The following is a 16,118-nucleotide window of genomic DNA, read 5'->3' on the forward strand; positions in this document are numbered from 1 at the left end:
CCCCCCAAAGGGCCGCCTGGGACAGCCCCCTGGTGAGAACCCTAGTCCACCGTCCCCCTGACCTGGAAGCGACCGCCTTCCGCCCCCGACCGGCGCCTCCCCGGCGCGCCGCTGCACCTCCCGGCGCACAGTCGCACCCCGGCGCCCCCGCGGCTGCCACCGTCTCCCACCGGGACCGCTGGGCGGAGCCTTAGGCTGACCGCATGCCTGGGACACGGATTCATGTGGTCAGTGATGTGCACGGCAACGCCGAGGACCTCGCACGGGCAGGCGACGGCGCGGACGCGCTGATCTGCCTGGGCGACCTGATCCTCTTCCTGGACTACGCCGACCACTCGCGCGGCATCTTCCCCGACCTGTTCGGCGAGGAGGCGGCCGACCGCATCGTGGAACTGCGCACCGCACGCCGCTTCACCGAGGCCCGGGAGTTCTCCCGCAGCCTGTGGTCCGGCATGGACCGGGCCGCCGCGATCGAGAGCGCCGTACGCAAGCAGTACGCGGAACTCTTCGCCGCCTTCCCCGACCCGACGTACGCCACCTACGGCAATGTCGACATACCCCGGCTGTGGCCCGAGTTCACCGAGGACGGCACCACGGTGCTCGACGGGACGACCGCCGTCATCGGTGGACTCACCGTCGGCTTCGTCGGCGGCGGTCTGCGCACGCCGATGAACACGCCCTTCGAGATCGACGACGACGTCTACGCGGAGAAGGTCGCCGCGCTCGGCCCGGTCGACGTGCTCTGCTCGCACATCCCGCCGGACGTCCCCGAGCTGTGCTACGACGTCGTCGCGCGCCGGTTCGAGCGCGGTAGCGCCGCACTGCTCGACGCCATCCGGGAGGTGCGCCCCCGCTACGCCCTGTTCGGCCACGTGCACCAGCCGCTGGCCCGCCGTATGCGGGTCGGCGCCACCGAGTGTGTCAACGTCGGCCATTTCGCGTCCCACGGGCGGCCCTTCGTCCTGGAGTGGTGACGGCCGCCCGCCCGCAGCGCGGTAGCCTCGGGAACGCAGGCGGGACGCGGTGCGCGGGGCGCACCCGGCGTCCGCGCGCTTCAGACCACAGCTTGAGACCACAGCGGCACACACGGGTTCAGCGGAGGAGCCAGGGCGATGGCGGAACACACCAGGTCGAGCATCACGATCGACGCGGCACCGGCCGAGGTCATGGACGTGATCGCCGACTTCGCCCGTTACCCGGAGTGGACGGGAGAGGTGAAGGAGGCCGAGGTGGTCTCCACCGACGAGCACGGGCGCGCCCAGCAGGTGAGGCTGCTGCTCGACGCGGGAGCCATCAAGGACGAGCACACCCTCGGCTACGAGTGGCCCGCCCCCGGCGAGGTCCGCTGGTCGCTGGTGAAGTCGCAGATGCTGCGCGCGCTGGACGGGGCCTACCTGCTGAAGCCGCTCGACGGCGGCGCCCGCACCGAGGTCACCTACCAGCTCACCGTGGACGTCAAGATCCCCATGCTCGGCATGATCAAGCGCAAGGCGGAGAAGGTCATCATCGACCGCGCGCTGGACGGGCTGAAGAAGCGGGTCGAGTCCGGCGCCGCCACCGGCAAGGCCTGAGGTGCCGCCCGCCCCCGGTCCGCGCGTCGTACTCGTCACCGGGACCGGCGGCGCGGGACGCACCACGGTCGCCGCCGCCACCGCGCGCGCCGCCGCGGCCGACGGGCGGCGCACCGCGCTGATCAGCGCCGACCGGAGGGCCGCGGACGGCGAAGGCTTCACGGCCGTGGCCGTCGACCCCGCCGCCACGTTCCGCGCCCACGCCCTCGGCCTGCAGTCCCGCGGCGCCTCGCTGCTCGACCTGCTGGGCTCGCAGCCGCTGGACGAGGACGAACTCACCGAACTCCCCGGCGCCGCCGACTTCGCGCTGCTGCGGGCCCTGCTCGCCACCCACCGCGACGGGGAGCACGAGGTGCTCGTCGTGGATCTGCCGCCGGCGCCGGACGCCGTGCGGCTGCTCGCACTGCCGGAGCAACTGCGCCGCTACCTGACCCGCCTGCTGCCCGCCGAGCGCCAGGCCGCCCGCGCCCTGCGGCCGGTGCTGGCCCAGCTGGCCGGGGTGCCGATGCCGGCCCGCCGCCTCTACGAGGCTGCCGAGCGGTGGCACGGCGAACTCGCCGCGGTGCAGGACGTGCTGTACGCCGACGGCACCTCGGCGGTGCTGGTCACCGAGCCCGGGCCGGCCGCCGCCGGGGCGGTGGCCGAAGCCCGCCAGGGCCTCGCGCTGCTGGGCCTGCCGGTCGACGCGGTGCTCGCCAACCGGATGCTGCCGGAGGTCTCGCCCGACCCCTGGCTGGTCGCCCTCCAGGAGGAGCAGCGCCGCGCGCTCAAGGAACTCGCCGGAACGCTCGGCCCGGTGCCGCTGGTGGAGCTGCCGCACCTGGGGCCGCCGCCCGCCGGCACCGGTGCGCTGGCCGCGCTCGGGGTGCCGCCCCTCGCCGACCCGGCCCCGCGTCCCGAGGCCCGGGTGGTGGACCGGCTCGCCGAGGACGGCGAGCTGGTGTGGCGGCTGCCGCTGCCCGGAGCGGTGAAGGAGGAGCTGCAGCTCGTCCGCCGCGGCGACGAGGTGATCGTCACCGCCGGGCCGTTCCGCCGCGCGCTGCTGTTGGACGCGGCACTGCGCCGCTGCAGCGTGGCCGGCGCCCGGCTGGCCGACGGGGAGCTGTCGGTACGCTTCGTGCCCGACCCCGGACTGTGGCCCGACGGCGACTGACCGGTACTGTCGAAGAGGTACATCCCGCTCGCGCCCGCAGGAGTCCGCCATGAGCGATGCCACCGATCCCACCGACGCCTGGGCCGACGCCTGCGCCGAGGATCTCGCCGCCGAGCAGGCGCGCCGCCGTGAGCGCTACGGCACCCCGCCCGGCAGTGCGGCGGAGGAGCTGCGCAAGCTCGCCGACACCGTGGCGCAGCGGATCGCCGATCTCGCCGGTCCGCTCACCGGGTCCGCTGCCGGATCGGTCGCCGCGCAGTCCGCGGCGCAGTCCGCCGAGCGGGCCGCCCGGCAGTTCGCGGAAGGCGCGCGGGCTGTCGTGGAGCCGGTCGTCGAACGCAACCCGCAGGTGTTCCAGCACCTCTCCGCGGCCGGTTCCGAGCTGCTGGCCGCCTACCGCGCCGCGGTCAGCGGCCACGAGCAGCGCTGGACCCGCGGCGACCGGCCCGAGACCACCCCGGTCGACACCGCAGACCCCGCAGGCCCCGCTGAGGCGGCAGACCCCGCAGACCCCGCAGAGGCAACGGACCCCGCGGGCCGCGCCGGTGACCAGCCTGCCGCCGGGGACGCCGCGCAGGACAAGCGGAACGACGGCGACCGCGAAACCGGCCGAGGCCGGGGCGAGGACGGCCCTGCCGGTACCGAGCGCATCGATCTCGACTGAGGCCGGGTCGGCGGCCTCAGCGGGGCCCGGCTGAGGCCCCGCCGCGGTCCCGAAGCGGCGCGGGAGCCCTTCCGCCCTCCGGTACGGTGTTCCCACAGCGGGGACCGAGCGAGTAACTGAGGGACATATGGGACTCACCATTGGCGTCGACATCGGCGGTACGAAGGTGGCCGCCGGCGTGGTCGACGAGGACGGCAACATCCTCAAGACCAGCAGGGTGCCCACCCCCCAGACAGCCGAGGGCGTGATCGACGGCATCGCCAACGCGGTCCGCGAGGCCAGTGCCGAGTACACGGTCGACGCGGTCGGCATCGGCGCACCCGGTTACGTCGACGACAAGCGTGCCACCGTGCTGTTCACGCCGAACCTCAGCTGGCGGCACGAGCCGCTGAAGGACCGCGTCGAACAGCGCATCGGCCTGCCCGTCGTCATCGAGAACGACGCCAACGCGGCGGCCTGGGGCGAGTACCGCTTCGGTGCCGGACAGGGCCACGGCGACGTCGTGTGCATCACGCTCGGCACGGGCCTGGGCGGCGGCATCATCATCGGCGGGCGGCTGCACCGCGGCCGGTTCGGAGTGGCCGCGGAGTTCGGCCACATCCGCATGGTGCCCGACGGCCTGCTGTGCGGCTGCGGCAACCAGGGCTGCTGGGAGCAGTACGCCTCCGGCAGCGCCCTGGTGCGTTACGCCCGGCAGCGGGCGGCGGCCACGCCGGAGAACGCGGGCATCCTGCTGGGGCTCGGCGACGGCACCCCCGAGGGCGTCCAGGGCAAGCACGTCAGCTCGGCCGCCCGTCAGGGCGACCCGGTGGCGATCGACTCCTTCCGGGAGCTGGCACGCTGGGCCGGCGCGGGCCTGGCCGACCTGGCCTCGCTGTTCGACCCGGGCGCGTTCATCGTCGGCGGCGGCGTCTCCGACGAGGGCGAGCTGGTGCTCGACCCCATTCGGAAGTCCTACCGCCGCTGGCTCGTCGGCGGCCACTGGCGTCCCCAGGCGCAGGTGCTCGCCGCCCAGCTCGGCAACAAGGCGGGCCTGGTCGGTGCCGCCGACCTCGCCCGTCAGGGCTGACCCGCCCCCGTCAGGGCCGCCCGGTCAACCGCCGGCCAACCGCCCGGCCCGCCCTTCGAGCGGACCTGGCGGGAGGCCCGGCGGTGCGCTGCGGCACGGGGTCCGGGCCGTTAGCGTGGGGCCATGACGCCGCTCGCCGACCTGCCCGCGTCCCGCACCGACCCCGACGGCTCCGCCGTGGTCCGCGTGCTCAGCTACAACATCCGTTCCATGCATGACGACGTGGGGGCGCTGGCCCGGGTCATCCGGGCCTGCGCCCCGGACGTCGTCTGCGTGCAGGAGGCGCCGCGGTTCTTCCGGTGGCGCAAGCACGCCGCCCGCCTGTGCCGGCTGACCGGGCTGTTCCACGTCACCGGCGGCGCCACCGCCAACGGCACCATGATCCTTGCCTCGCTGCGCGCCTCCGTGGACCGCACTGAGGACGTGCTGCTGCCGCAGACCCCCGGCCTGCACCGGCGGGGCTTCGCCACCGCGGTGCTGCGGTTCGGCGAGAGCACCCGTCTGGCCGTCGTCAGCTGCCACCTCAGTCTGCAGAAGGACGAGCGGCACGCCCAGGCAGGCATGCTGCTGGGCCGGCTCGCGGCGACCGACCCGCTGTGCGCGGTCGCCGCCGGGGACCTCAACGAGCGTCCCCAGGGCCGTGCGTTCAGGCGGCTGACCTCCGAACTCCAGGACTGCTGGTCGGTCGCGCCCTGGGGCGGCGAGCTGACCTCGGAGCCGCGACGCCCGCACCAGCGCATCGACGCGGTGCTCACCCGGGGGCCGGTGGAGGTGCTGGGGTGCGGCGTGCCGACCGGGCTGCCCGGGATCACCGCGGCCGACCTGTGCGCGGCGACGGACCACCTGCCCGTCCTGGCCGCCCTCCGCGTGCCGCCGACCGCCGCCGCCACCACCGGCGGCGGTGAGGGCGGTCGGGCCCGGGAGCTGGGAAGTCAGTAGCGGTTGCTCTTGCGGATCGCCTCGCTGCGGGCGTACGCCACGTTGCCGTCCAGGCAGCGGCTGTCGCCCGCAAGGCCCTCGAATCGCCCCCGGGCCTCGGCCTCGACGGCCCGGCCCTCGGTGGTGTGGGTCCGTGCGCCGGAGTCGCGGCGCAGCAGCACCACGATCATCCAGCCCGTCAGCAGCGCTATCACCGAGAAGATCACCAGAAGATCCAACACGGCCGTTCCCCCGTCCGTCGAGATGTCCCCGTTCAAGAACCATCATCGCGCGGCGGGACGGCGGGGCGCATGTCCAGGTTCCGGCAGCGAACCGGCCCTCCTGGCTGCGTCAGACCACGGCGCCCCTGCCGGGGTCGTCAAACCCGTCGTCCTCCCGGCCGTCACGCATCCTGGCCACCAGCGTGCCGAACCCGCCGAGGAAACCGCCGATGCCCAGCGTGGTGATCCACCACGTCATGTCCAGCTGGAACAGCACGGTGCCGAACAGCAGCGCGGGCCCGCCCAGCACGGCCAGCCAGGCGAAGCGGGTGACCGTGTCGCCCCTCGGCGGGGGCGGCGGGTCGGGCGGCACGAAGTGGTCGTCCTCCTCGGAGGGCGGCGCCGGCTTCCAGTCCCGCGGACCGGTGCCCGCCGCGTACACCGTCAGGCTCCGCCGCGGCCCGTCCGGCCCGTCCTGCGCATCCCCGTCCTGCCCGTTCTGCCCGTCCTCGGTCTGGGCGGTCTGGGCGGTCTGGGCGTCCTGCGCGTCCCCGTCCCGCGCGTCGTCCCGCTCCAGGGTGTCGCCGTCCTGCGCGCCGCGGTCCAGGGTGTCCCCGTCCCGCGCGTCACCGTCCCGTCCGTCACCCCCCGCGTCGCCGCGGTCGGTGCGGGGAGCGTCGCCGGCCGTCCCGCGGCCGTCGTCCAGGCCCGGCGCGGAGCCCTCGCCGTGTACGGTGCGCCCGGCGTCCGGCGCTGAGCCGTCGCGGGCGGGCCCGGCGCCCGCCGGGCGGAAGCCGGGCGGGTCCGGCGGTTCCTCGCCGTAGCCGGCGACGATCTGCGCCCAGGCGGCGTCCTCGTCGAGGGGCTCGCGGCCGTCCCCCCGGCCCTGCTCACGCTCCGTCACGTGCCGTCTTCCTCGCTGCCAGCCGGCTGATGAATCCGTACGAGTCCGCGAAGATCCGCTCCGCGTCGTGGTCCAGCGTCGCCACGTGCAGGCTCCGCTCCAGGACCGTCTCGGTCACGTCCGTGGACGACACCGAGCTGAGCACCACCGCCGAGTCGGTCGGCGGCACCACGTGGTCCACCCGGCTGTGCAGCACCAGCAACGGCTGGGTGACCTGCGGCAGTTCGCTGCGCACCAGCTTGAAGAAGGCGTTCAGCGAGTGCGCCGCGTGCAGCGGCACCCGTTCGTAGGCGAGCTCCGTCGCGCCCTCCTTGGCGATGTCGTTCGCCACACCCTTGGTGGAGCGCACGAGGTGGCGCACCACCGGCAGGGCGAGCCCCTGTGCGCGGGGGAAGGTCATCCCCGGGTTGACGACCACCACGCCCTCCACCGCCGGCCCGTGCTTGGCGGCGAGCCGCAGAGCGAGGGCGCCGCCCATGGACAGGCCGCACACGAAGACCTGCTCGCACCGCTCGGTCAGGGCGCGCAACTCGTGGTCCACCGTGGCGTACCAGTCCTGCCAGCCGGTGACCTGCATGTCCTCCCACCGGGTGCCGTGCCCGGGCAGCAGCGGCAGCGACACCGTCAGCCCCCGGTCCGCCAGGTACTGCGCCCAGGGGCGCATGGACTGGGGCGTGCCGGTGAATCCGTGACAGAGCAGGACACCGATTTCTGAGCCTTCGTGGTGCATCGGTTCTGACCCGGGAAGCAGCGGCACCGTGGGGTCTCCGTTCGGACGGATGCGTGACAGGGGTCCTGCCACCCTACGCGGGCGGTCGGTCACCCGGTAGCCCGGTGGCCGGCCCGGGACCGGGCTGCCGGGCCGGGGGTGGGTCCGCCGACGCCCAGGGGCGCCGGCGGCGCGCAGGGGGATAAGGTTCTCGCGGTGAAACAGGAGGTTGGCGGTTGTTGTACGGAGCAATGAAGCTGTCGGTCGGAGGGTCGCTCAAGCTTGCCTTCCGGCCCTGGGTCGAGGGGCTGGAGAACATTCCCGCCGACGGCCCGGCGATTCTGGCGAGCAATCACCTGTCCTTCTCGGACTCGTTCTTCCTGCCGGCCGTTCTGGACCGCAAGGTCACGTTCGTGGCGAAGGCCGAGTACTTCACCTCCCCGGGGGTCAAGGGGAAGTTGACCGCAGCCTTCTTCAAGGGCGTCGGCCAGCTTCCCGTGGACCGCTCGGGCGCACGGGGAGCGGCGGAGGCGGCGATCAGGAGCGCGGCGCAGGTCCTCGACCGCGGTGAGCTGTTCGGCATCTACCCCGAGGGCACCCGCTCGCCCGACGGGCGGCTGTACCGGGGCAAGCCCGGAGGCCTGGCCCGCATCGCCCTGGCCACGGGCGCGCCCGTGGTGCCGGTGGCGATGATCGACACGGAGAAGATCCAGCCGCCCGGCAAGGTGGTGCCCAAGCTGATGCGGCCCGGTATCCGGATCGGTGCCCCGCTCGACTTCAGCCGCTACCACGGCATGGACGGCGACCGCTTCATCCAGCGCTCCCTCACCGACGAGGTCATGTACGAGATCATGAAACTCTCCGGTCAGGAGTACGTCGACATGTACGCCACCGCCGCCAAGCGGCAGATCGCGGAGGCCGCCAAGAAGCGGGCCGAGGAGGAGAAGGCTGCCGCCAGGGAGGCGGAGAAAGCCGGGCGGGCGGACATAAGTCCCGTCTGAGCCGGTGGTTCGCAGGGGGAACGGGGAACGGGGGGCCAGCATGGCCGGCAGAGCACCGCAGGCGGCACGGCGACCGCAGCGCATGTCCGTTGAGCAGCCGCTGTGGCGCGCCCTGACCGGGTACCGGCTGCTGACCCTGGTCTACGCCGTCGCCCTGTTCGGCTACAACCACGCCGACTACACCCGCCCCCTGGTCGGTGCGGTCTTCCTCACCTTCCTGGCCGGGTGGACGCTTGCCACCCTCGGCCGGGTCTCGTCGGCCGAGCGCTGCACCCGCCGCTTCCTGGCCTGCGACATCACCGTCGCCGTCACCGGCATCATGCTCAGCCGGCTGGCCGACCCGTCCGACGCGGTCGGCCCGACGCTGCCCTCGATCTGGGTCGCCGGGTCCGTGCTGGCGTTCGCCATCAAGGGCGGCTGGCGCTGGGCGGCGGGTGCCTCGCTCGTCATCGGCGCGGCCAACGTCCTCGAACGCGGTGCCGTCTCCCGCGACACGGTGCACAACGTGCTGCTCGTGCTGGTGGCCAGCATCGCCATCGGCTACGTCGTCGAGGTCGCCCGGGCCAGTGAGCGCACCCTCGCCGAGGCGCTGCGCGTCGACGCGGCCACCCGCGAACGGGAGCGGCTGGCCCGCGACATCCACGACGGTGTGCTGCAGGTGCTGGCGATGGTGCAGCGGCGCGGCACGGCGCTGGGCGGTGACGCCGCCGACCTGGGCCGCCTCGCCGGTGAGCAGGAGGTCGCCCTGCGCACCCTGGTCGCCTCGGGCCCGCCGCCCGGCCCCGCTGCGGCGGATGCACCGCCCGGTCAGGGCGCCGCGGCCCTGCCGCCGCCCCGGGACGGCGGGGTCCGCGACCTGCGGGAGCTGCTCGCCGGGTACGCCGGTTCCGCCGTGTCGCTGTCCGCCCCGGGCGAGCCGGTGCCGCTGCCCGAACCGGCGGCCGGTTCGGTCGCGGCCGCCGTCGGCGCGGCCCTGGACAACGTCCGCGTGCACGCCGGGGACGGCGCCCGCGCCTGGATCCTCGTCGAGGACGAGGGCGACGCGGTGCTGGTCACGGTGCGCGACGACGGCCCCGGCATTCCGGCCGGCCGGCTGGCGGCGGCCGAGGCGGAGGGCCGGATGGGAGTGTCGCTGTCCATTCGCGGGCGGCTGGAGGAAGTGGGCGGAAGCGCCCGGTGGGAGTCCGTGCCCGGGCAGGGCACCGAAGTCGAGTTGAAGGTGCCCAGACATGACTGAGACGCACGGCACGCCGAACGCACGGACCGTACGGGTGATGGTCGTCGACGACCATCCGATGTGGCGGGACGCCGTCGCCCGAGACCTGGCCCAGGCCGGCTTCGACGTGGTGGCGACCGCCGGTGACGGCCCGCAGGCCGTGCGCCGGGCCGAGGCGGTCCGCCCCGACGTACTGGTGCTCGACCTCAACCTGCCCGGCCTGCCCGGCGTGGAGGTATGCAAGCGCCTGGTGGGGGAGGGCTCGACGCTGCGGGTGCTGGTGCTCTCCGCCAGCGGGGAGCACGCCGACGTGCTGGAGGCGGTCAAGTCCGGCGCCACCGGCTACCTGGTCAAGTCGGCCAGTACCGAGGAGCTGGTGGACGCGGTCCGCCGCACCGCCGCGGGCGACGCGGTCTTCACCCCCGGCCTCGCCGGCCTGGTCCTGGGCGAGTACCGGCGGCTGGCCGGAGAGGCACCGCCGCCCAGCTCGAACGGCCCGGCAGCGCCGCAGCTCACCGAGCGGGAGACCGAGGTGCTGCGGCTGGTCGCCAAGGGCCTGTCCTACAAGCAGATCGCCGAGCGGCTGGTGATCTCCCACCGCACGGTCCAGAACCACGTGCAGAACACCCTCGGCAAGCTCCAACTGCACAACCGCGTCGAGCTGGTGCGCTACGCGATAGAGCGCGGGCTCGACGACGACTGACGTCCGCTGGCGTAACGTGGCGCGGGGAACGATCACCTGCCAGGCAACGCGGAGAGGACACGCCATGCGGATCGGGGTACTGACCGGCGGCAGCGACTGCCCGGGACTGAACGCGGGCATCCGCGCCCTCGTGCGCAAGGGCGTCCAGGAGCACGGCGACTCCTTCGTCGGGTTCCGGGACGGGTGGCTGGGCGTCCTGGGGGACAACACCGTGCCGCTGGACATCCCCGCGGTCCGGGGCACCCTGCCGCGCGGCGGCACCATTCTCGGCTCGTCCCGCACCGACCCGGTCGCCGTGCCCGACGGCCCGGACCGCATCCGCCGCACGCTCGACGCCCACCGGCTCGACGCGCTGGTGGTGTTCGGCGGCATCAACACCCTCGCCCGGGCCGCCGTTCTCGCCGACCGCTACGGCATCCCCTGCGTGGGCGTGCCCAAGACCATCGACAACGACATCGCCGGCACCGACTACACCATCGGCTTCGACACCGCCGTCAACGTCGCGACCGAGGCCATCGACCGGCTGCACACCACCGCGGAGTCGCACAAGCGGGTGCTCGTGGTGGAGGTGATGGGCCGCAGCACCGGCTGGATCGCGGTGCACGCCGGTCTGGCCGGAGGGGCCAACTGCGTGCTCATCCCCGAGCGGCCCTTCGACCTGGACGAGGTCTGCGCGCATGTGACGTCCCGGTTCCGCGCCACCTACTCCCCGATCGTGGTGGTCGCCGACAGCGCGCAGCCCAGGGGCGGCGGTGTGGAGCTGGAGGGGCTGTCCGGCGTGGGGGAGTGGCTGGGCAACGCGATCGAGCACCGCACCGGCCACGAGGCGCGCACCACGGTGCTCGGCCACATCCAGCGCGGCGGCACCCCCAGCCCGCAGGACCGCTGGCTCGCCACCCGCTTCGGCCTGCACGCCGTCGACGCCGCGCACGACGGCGCCTGGGGCTCGATGGTCGCGCTGCGCGGCACCGACATCGTGCGTACCCCGCTCGCCGCTGCGGTGGCCGCACCCAAGTGCGTCGACGCCGCCCGCTACGCCGAGAACGAGATCTTCTTCGGCTGACCGAAGGCCGGACGCGGACCGGACGCGGACCGGACGCGGATCGGCCGCTCGGCGTCGTCCCTCCGGGCGCAGGCCCTATATTCGAGCTGTGCAGATCCTCGCCTTCGGAGTGCAGACCGACGAGAAGCCCCTCATCGAGCGGGCGTTCGCCGACCGACACCAGGTCCGCTGCCTTGACGTGTTCATGAACGGGGACACCGCGCCGATCGCCGCCGGCCACGAGGTCGTGAGCGTCAGCGTCAACGCCGAACTCGACGCGGACGTGCTGCGCACGCTCGCCGCGGGCGGCACCCGGATGATCGCCCAGCGGGCCACCGGCTTCAACAACATCGACCTGGACGCGGCGGCCGGACTCGGCTTCACCGTGGCCCGCGTCTCCTCCTACTCGCCCTACTCCGTCGCCGAGTTCGCCTGGACCCTGGCGATGGCCGTCAACCGCAGGATCGTCCGCGCCGCCCGCCGCACCCGCGAGTTCGACTTCCGGCTGGACGGGCTGCTGGGCCGCGACATGCACGGACGGACCGTCGGTGTGGTCGGCACCGGCAAGATCGGGGAGGCGTTCACCCGCATCGCGCACGGCTTCGGCATGCGCCTTCTCGGCTGGGACATCGCTGAGAACCCGGCCTGCCGCGCCCTCGGCATGGAGTACACCGGGCTGCCCGAGCTGCTCGCGCAGTCCGACCTGATCAGCCTGCACGTACCGCTGCTGCCGCAGACCCACCACCTGCTCGGCCGGGACGCCCTGCGCTCGATGAAGGACGACGCCATCCTCGTCAACTCCAGCCGGGGCGGCCTGGTGGACGCCGAGGCACTGGTCGACGAGCTGAAGGCGGGCCGCTTCACCGGTGTGGGCCTGGACGTGTACGAGGCCGAGGCGGGCCTGTTCTACCAGGACAAGTCGCTCGAGGTCATCGCCGACGACACGCTGGTGCGGCTGATGTCGTTCAGCAACGTGCTGGTCAGTTCCCACCAGGCGTACTACACGCGCGAGGCGGTCGGGCAGATCATCGACACCACGGTGCGCAACATCGACGACTATTTCGCGGGCCGGGTCGGGGAGAACGTGCTCACCGCCCCCGGCCGCCCGCCCGGCACCCGCTGACGCGCGGCCGGCCCCCGGCGGGTGCCGGGGGCCGGGCCGGCAGCGGCCGGAGAGGTCAGCGCACCGCGGCCGCCGTGAGCAGCCCCGCCACGATGCCCGGGCCGTTGCGGGTCAGCACCGACTCGGGGTGGAACTGCACGCCGGCGAAGCCGGGGCCGCGCAGCGCGTGCACGTCGCCGCTGGCCGGGTCGCGGCTCAGTTCGACGCCGCGGGCCGCCAGCGCCTGCTCGGCGTGCGCGTCGCAGCGCGCGGTGTAGGAGTTGTAGAACCCGACCGTCTCCAGCCGGCCGAAGAGGTCGATCCGCTCCTGCGCGCCCTGCTGCGGGGCCGCCTTGCGCACGAGGTCCAGGCCCAGTTCCGCGGCGAGCAGTTCGTGGCCCAGGCACACACCCAGCAGCCCGGACGCGCCGCCCTCCCGGCGCAGCAGGCCGGCGGCCAGCCCACGCAGCAGCCGCATCCTGGTGTCGGAGGTGTCCCGCGGGTCGCCGGGGCCCGGGCCCAGCACCACCGGGCCGCGGTGGGCGAGTGCGAGGTCCCGCAGCCCCGGCTCGTCGTGGCGCAGCACGGTCACCGGCCGGCCGGCCGAGCGCAGCAGGTGCGCCAGCATGGAGGTGAAGGTGTCCTCGCCGTCGACCACCAGCACCTCCCCGCCGACGCTGCCGCCGCCGTCTTCGGGCACGGCTGCGTGGCCCGTCGAGGAGGAGTCGGGAGCGGCGCCCTCGGAGGCAGCGGCCGCCGGCTGCATCCGCAGCCAGAACGGCGCCAGGTCCGCGCGGCGTGCGGCGAGCGCCGCCCGCACCCGCGGATCGTCGGCCAGCGGCTCCGTTGAGCGCGGCGGCAGCGGGCGGCCGGGCCGCACCCCCAGCGCCGCCAGCACCCCGGCGGCCTTGGCGTGCGTCTCCGCCACCTCGCTCGCCGGGTCCGAGTCGCGGACCAGCGTCGCACCCACCGGCACCCTGAGTCTGCCGGTCGCCGCGTCGATGTCCGCGGTGCGGATCAGGATGGGCGAGTCCAGGTCCTGTGAACCGTCCGGCGACGGCGGACCGAACAGGGCGAGCGCGCCGGCGTAGTAGCCGCGCCCGGTCGGCTCGTACCGGCTGATCACCCGGCAGGCGTTCTCCACCGGGCTGCCCGTCACCGTCGCCGCGAACATCGTCTCCCGCAGCACCGACCGGGCGTCGAGCGTGCTGCGCCCGCGCAGCTCGTACTCGGTGTGGGCCAGGTGGGCCATCTCCTTCAGCCGGGGACCGACGACCACCCCGCCGCGGTCCCCGACGGTGCACATCATCTTCAGCTCCTCGTCGACGACCATCGACAGCTCCTCGCGCTCCTTGCGGTCGCCGAGGAACCGCAGCAGCCCGTCGGCCGTCGGCCCGCCCGGCGGATAGCGGTAGGTGCCGCTGATCGGGTTCATCACGACCGTGCCGCCGCTCATCCGCACGTGCACCTCCGGGCTGGCGCCGACCAGGGTGCGCTGACCGGTGTGCACCGCGAACGTCCAGTAGGCGCCGCGTTCGGCGGTGAGCAGCCTGCGGAACAGGGCCAGCACGTCGGCGGGCCGGTAGCCTGCGATCGCGCCGCGGAAGGTGCGGCGGACCACGAAGTTGGCGCCCTCACCGGTGGCGATCTCGTCGCGGACGATCCGCCGCACGATCTCCTCGTACGTGCCGTCCTCGACGTCGAAGCCCTCGTCCGCCACCTCCACCGGGTGGTCGGGCAGCGCGGCCAGGACCTCGGCCAGCGGCAGCTCGTACCGCTCGGCGGGCACCAGGACGGAGAGCGGGGTGCCGTCGTCGCGGACGTCGAAGCCCCGTTCGGCGATCTGTCGGAACGGCACCAGCGCCAGTGCCCCGTGCGGCCCGTCGGGCACGGCGGCCAGGCGGTCGACCTCCGCGACCTCGCCGACCAGCACCTCCACCGTGCGGTGGTCCCGGCCGGGGGTGCGGCGGCGCAGCAGGGCGAACGGGGGGCAGTCGGCGTCGAGCAGGCGGTCCAGCACTGTGCGTGCGGTCATGGTCTTCCTTCCGGGACGGCTCGGGTGAGCCGGTGGTCCAGGGGGCAGGGAGGACCGTCACGGAGGTGACACGACCCGCGAACACGCCGAAGGCCGCCCTCCGGGCGGCCTTCGCGTCAACAGTCGGGTGTACGCGCAGTCAGTGGGCCGCCGGTGAAGCGGGCCACCACCAGGTGCATGCGGTGCGGAGAGCGGGATGCGCGAACATGGCGGCAGGTTACCGCAGTCGGCGGGCGGCGACACCGAAAGCCGCACGTCGGGCGCGCCGCCGTCCGTGGACGGTCCGTCTCACCCACCGGTCACCGCGCGGAACGGCCCGCGCGACCCCGTAACCTGGACGCGTGACCGTGAACGCCAATACCGACGCCGGTGCCCGCACCTGGCGAGACCTGCCCGCGGCGCAGCAGCCCGACTACCCGGACGCCGAGGCCCTGCGCGATGTGATCGCCGAGCTGGAGTCCTATCCGCCGCTCGTCTTCGCCGGAGAGTGCGACCAGCTCAAGGACCGGCTGGCCGCCGTCGCCCGCGGCGAGGCGTTCCTGCTCCAGGGCGGTGACTGCGCGGAGGCCTTCGACGGCGTGTCCGCGGAGCACATCCGCAACAAGCTGAAGACGCTGCTCCAGATGGGCGCGGTCCTCACCTACGCCGGCTCGGTGCCGGTGGTGAAGGTCGGCCGGATCGCCGGCCAGTACAGCAAGCCCCGCTCGAAGCCGACCGAGACCCGCGACGGCGTCACCCTGCCGACCTACCGCGGCGACTCGGTCAACGGTTTCGGGTTCACCGAGGCGGAGCGTCTTCCGGACCCGCAGCGGCTGAAGCGCATGTACCACGCGTCGGCGTCCACGCTGAACCTGGTGCGCGCCTTCACCACCGGCGGCTACGCCGACCTGCGGCAGGTGCACGCCTGGAACCAGGACTTCGTGAAGAACTCGCCCTCCGGGCAGCGCTACGAGGCGCTGGCCAGGGAGATCGACCGGGCGCTGAACTTCATGAACGCCTGCGGGGTGGACCCGGAGGAGTTCAAGACGGTCGAGTTCTTCGCCTCGCACGAGGCGCTGCTGCTCGACTACGAGGGCGCGCTGACCCGCACCGACTCCCGCAGCGGCCAGCTGTACGACGTCTCCGGCCACATGGTGTGGATCGGTGAGCGCACCCGCCAGCTCGACGGCGCGCACATCGAGTTCGCCTCGCGGATCAGCAACCCGATCGGGGTGAAGCTGGGGCCGACCACGACTCCCGAGGACGCCCTGACGCTGATCGACCGGCTCGACCCCGAGCGGGAGGCCGGCCGGCTCACCTTCATCACCCGCATGGGCGCGGACAAGGTCCGCGACCGGCTGCCGACCCTGGTGGAGAAGGTCACCGCCTCCGGTGCCAAGGTGGCGTGGGTGTGCGACCCGATGCACGGCAACACCTTCGAGGCGGCGTCCGGGCACAAGACCCGGCGCTTCGACGACGTGCTCGACGAGGTCAAGGGCTTCTTCGAGGTGCACAAGGGCCTCGGCACGCACCCGGGCGGCATCCACGTCGAGCTGACCGGTGACGACGTCACCGAGTGTGTGGGCGGCGGCGACGAGATCTTCGTCGACGACCTGCACCAGCGCTACGAGACGGCCTGCGACCCCCGGCTGAACCGCAGCCAGTCGCTGGACCTGGCCTTCCTGGTGGCGGAGATGTACCGGGACCAGTAGGAACCACCGGCGGCCTGCCCGTTCGCGGGCAGGGCCGCCACCGGTCGGAAACGATCTGGGGCGCGGATCACAGCGATCCGCGCCCCAGCCCGTTTCCTGGACACCGCCCGGCGGGTAAG

16 protein-coding genes are annotated in these 16,118 nt (G+C 73.7%); 12 read left to right on the forward strand and 4 right to left on the reverse strand.

Translation table 11 applies throughout. From position 1 onward, the window contains the following. The first annotated feature begins 203 nt into the window (after nt 1-203). The 6 genes from QNO07_RS19360 to QNO07_RS19385 all read left to right on the forward strand — a co-directional run bounded on the left by QNO07_RS19360 (nt 204) and on the right by QNO07_RS19385 (nt 5,396). A complete protein-coding gene (locus tag QNO07_RS19360) occupies nt 204-974 on the forward strand; it encodes a metallophosphoesterase family protein (RefSeq protein WP_283993439.1) in 771 nt (256 codons plus the stop codon). Nucleotides 975-1,112: 138 nt separating this feature from the next. After that, nucleotides 1,113-1,571, forward strand: a complete 459-nt coding sequence (locus tag QNO07_RS19365; RefSeq protein WP_283993441.1) for an SRPBCC family protein — start codon at nt 1,113-1,115, stop codon at nt 1,569-1,571. 1 nt (nt 1,572) lies between these two features. Continuing rightward, nucleotides 1,573-2,724, forward strand: a complete 1,152-nt coding sequence (locus QNO07_RS19370) for an ArsA family ATPase (RefSeq protein WP_283993442.1) — start codon at nt 1,573-1,575, stop codon at nt 2,722-2,724. 49 nt (nt 2,725-2,773) lie between these two features. Beyond that, nucleotides 2,774-3,388, forward strand: coding sequence for a DUF5304 domain-containing protein (locus tag QNO07_RS19375; protein WP_283993443.1), 615 nt, complete (start codon nt 2,774-2,776; stop codon nt 3,386-3,388). A 127-nt stretch (nt 3,389-3,515) separates the two neighbouring features. Further along, nucleotides 3,516-4,457: an ROK family glucokinase gene (locus QNO07_RS19380; RefSeq protein ID WP_283993444.1), complete on the forward strand. Its 942-nt coding sequence runs from the start codon at nt 3,516-3,518 to the stop codon at nt 4,455-4,457. Nucleotides 4,458-4,580: 123 nt separating this feature from the next. Continuing rightward, a complete protein-coding gene (locus QNO07_RS19385; protein WP_283993445.1) occupies nt 4,581-5,396 on the forward strand; it encodes an endonuclease/exonuclease/phosphatase family protein in 816 nt (271 codons plus the stop codon). Here QNO07_RS19385 and QNO07_RS19390 read toward each other — a convergent pair. From QNO07_RS19390 to QNO07_RS19400, 3 genes are all read right to left on the reverse strand, one after another. Next, nucleotides 5,390-5,617: a hypothetical protein gene (locus tag QNO07_RS19390; RefSeq protein ID WP_283993446.1), complete on the reverse strand. Its 228-nt coding sequence runs from the start codon at nt 5,615-5,617 to the stop codon at nt 5,390-5,392. The two genes, QNO07_RS19385 and QNO07_RS19390, sit on opposite strands and share 7 nt — an antisense overlap. 109 nt (nt 5,618-5,726) lie before the next feature. Further along, complete coding sequence (locus QNO07_RS19395; RefSeq protein ID WP_283993447.1) at nt 5,727-6,500, reverse strand: hypothetical protein; 774 nt, start codon at nt 6,498-6,500, stop codon at nt 5,727-5,729. After that, on the reverse strand, nt 6,487-7,257 hold the full coding sequence (locus QNO07_RS19400) for an alpha/beta hydrolase (protein ID WP_283993448.1): 771 nt from the start codon (nt 7,255-7,257) through the stop codon (nt 6,487-6,489). Before QNO07_RS19400 ends, QNO07_RS19395 begins: the two co-directional genes overlap by 14 nt. Nucleotides 7,258-7,460: 203 nt before the next feature. Between QNO07_RS19400 and QNO07_RS19405 the strand changes: the two genes are divergently transcribed. The 5 genes from QNO07_RS19405 to QNO07_RS19425 all read left to right on the forward strand — a co-directional run bounded on the left by QNO07_RS19405 (nt 7,461) and on the right by QNO07_RS19425 (nt 12,294). Continuing rightward, on the forward strand, nt 7,461-8,210 hold the full coding sequence (locus QNO07_RS19405) for a lysophospholipid acyltransferase family protein (protein ID WP_283993511.1): 750 nt from the start codon (nt 7,461-7,463) through the stop codon (nt 8,208-8,210). Between the two features lie 40 nt (nt 8,211-8,250). After that, nucleotides 8,251-9,447 carry a MacS family sensor histidine kinase gene (macS, locus tag QNO07_RS19410; protein WP_502961884.1) on the forward strand — a complete coding sequence of 399 codons (1,197 nt, stop codon included), beginning with the start codon at nt 8,251-8,253 and terminating at the stop codon, nt 9,445-9,447. Continuing rightward, nucleotides 9,440-10,129, forward strand: a complete 690-nt coding sequence (locus QNO07_RS19415; protein ID WP_283993450.1) for a response regulator — start codon at nt 9,440-9,442, stop codon at nt 10,127-10,129. The genes macS and QNO07_RS19415 overlap by 8 nt, the downstream gene beginning before the upstream one ends. Before the next feature lie 64 nt (nt 10,130-10,193). Further along, nucleotides 10,194-11,192, forward strand: coding sequence for an ATP-dependent 6-phosphofructokinase (locus QNO07_RS19420; protein ID WP_283993451.1), 999 nt, complete (start codon nt 10,194-10,196; stop codon nt 11,190-11,192). 88 nt (nt 11,193-11,280) lie between these two features. Beyond that, nucleotides 11,281-12,294 (forward strand): 2-hydroxyacid dehydrogenase, encoded by a 1,014-nt coding sequence (locus tag QNO07_RS19425; RefSeq protein ID WP_283993452.1) that lies wholly within the window; start codon nt 11,281-11,283, stop codon nt 12,292-12,294. Nucleotides 12,295-12,349: 55 nt separating this feature from the next. Here the strand turns inward: QNO07_RS19425 and QNO07_RS19430 are convergent, their stop codons facing one another. Continuing rightward, nucleotides 12,350-14,308: an anthranilate synthase family protein gene (locus QNO07_RS19430; protein ID WP_283993453.1), complete on the reverse strand. Its 1,959-nt coding sequence runs from the start codon at nt 14,306-14,308 to the stop codon at nt 12,350-12,352. 341 nt (nt 14,309-14,649) lie between these two features. Between QNO07_RS19430 and QNO07_RS19435 the strand changes: the two genes are divergently transcribed. Next, the gene (locus QNO07_RS19435; RefSeq protein WP_283993454.1) at nt 14,650-15,999 is read left to right on the forward strand and encodes a class II 3-deoxy-7-phosphoheptulonate synthase; all 1,350 of its coding nucleotides are present in this window, start codon (nt 14,650-14,652) and stop codon (nt 15,997-15,999) included. Nucleotides 16,000-16,118: the final 119 nt, after the last annotated feature.

The sequence above is a fragment of the Streptomyces sp. 549 genome (assembly GCF_030124175.1).
Lineage (GTDB): Bacteria > Actinomycetota > Actinomycetes > Streptomycetales > Streptomycetaceae > Streptomyces.

Excerpts from the sequence above, each read along its gene's own strand:
- QNO07_RS19360 (WP_283993439.1), top strand. The coding sequence starts at position 204 with ATGCCTGGGACACGGATTCATGTGGTCAGTGATGTGCACGGCAACGCC.
- QNO07_RS19365 (WP_283993441.1), top strand. The coding sequence starts at position 1,113 with ATGGCGGAACACACCAGGTCGAGCATCACGATCGACGCGGCACCGGCC.
- QNO07_RS19375 (WP_283993443.1), top strand. The coding sequence starts at position 2,774 with ATGAGCGATGCCACCGATCCCACCGACGCCTGGGCCGACGCCTGCGCC.
- QNO07_RS19380 (WP_283993444.1), top strand. The coding sequence starts at position 3,516 with ATGGGACTCACCATTGGCGTCGACATCGGCGGTACGAAGGTGGCCGCC.
- QNO07_RS19385 (WP_283993445.1), top strand. The coding sequence starts at position 4,581 with ATGACGCCGCTCGCCGACCTGCCCGCGTCCCGCACCGACCCCGACGGC.
- QNO07_RS19405 (WP_283993511.1), top strand. The coding sequence starts at position 7,461 with ATGAAGCTGTCGGTCGGAGGGTCGCTCAAGCTTGCCTTCCGGCCCTGG.
- macS (WP_502961884.1), top strand. The coding sequence starts at position 8,251 with ATGGCCGGCAGAGCACCGCAGGCGGCACGGCGACCGCAGCGCATGTCC.
- QNO07_RS19415 (WP_283993450.1), top strand. The coding sequence starts at position 9,440 with ATGACTGAGACGCACGGCACGCCGAACGCACGGACCGTACGGGTGATG.
- QNO07_RS19420 (WP_283993451.1), top strand. The coding sequence starts at position 10,194 with ATGCGGATCGGGGTACTGACCGGCGGCAGCGACTGCCCGGGACTGAAC.
- QNO07_RS19430 (WP_283993453.1), bottom strand. The coding sequence starts at position 14,308 with ATGACCGCACGCACAGTGCTGGACCGCCTGCTCGACGCCGACTGCCCC.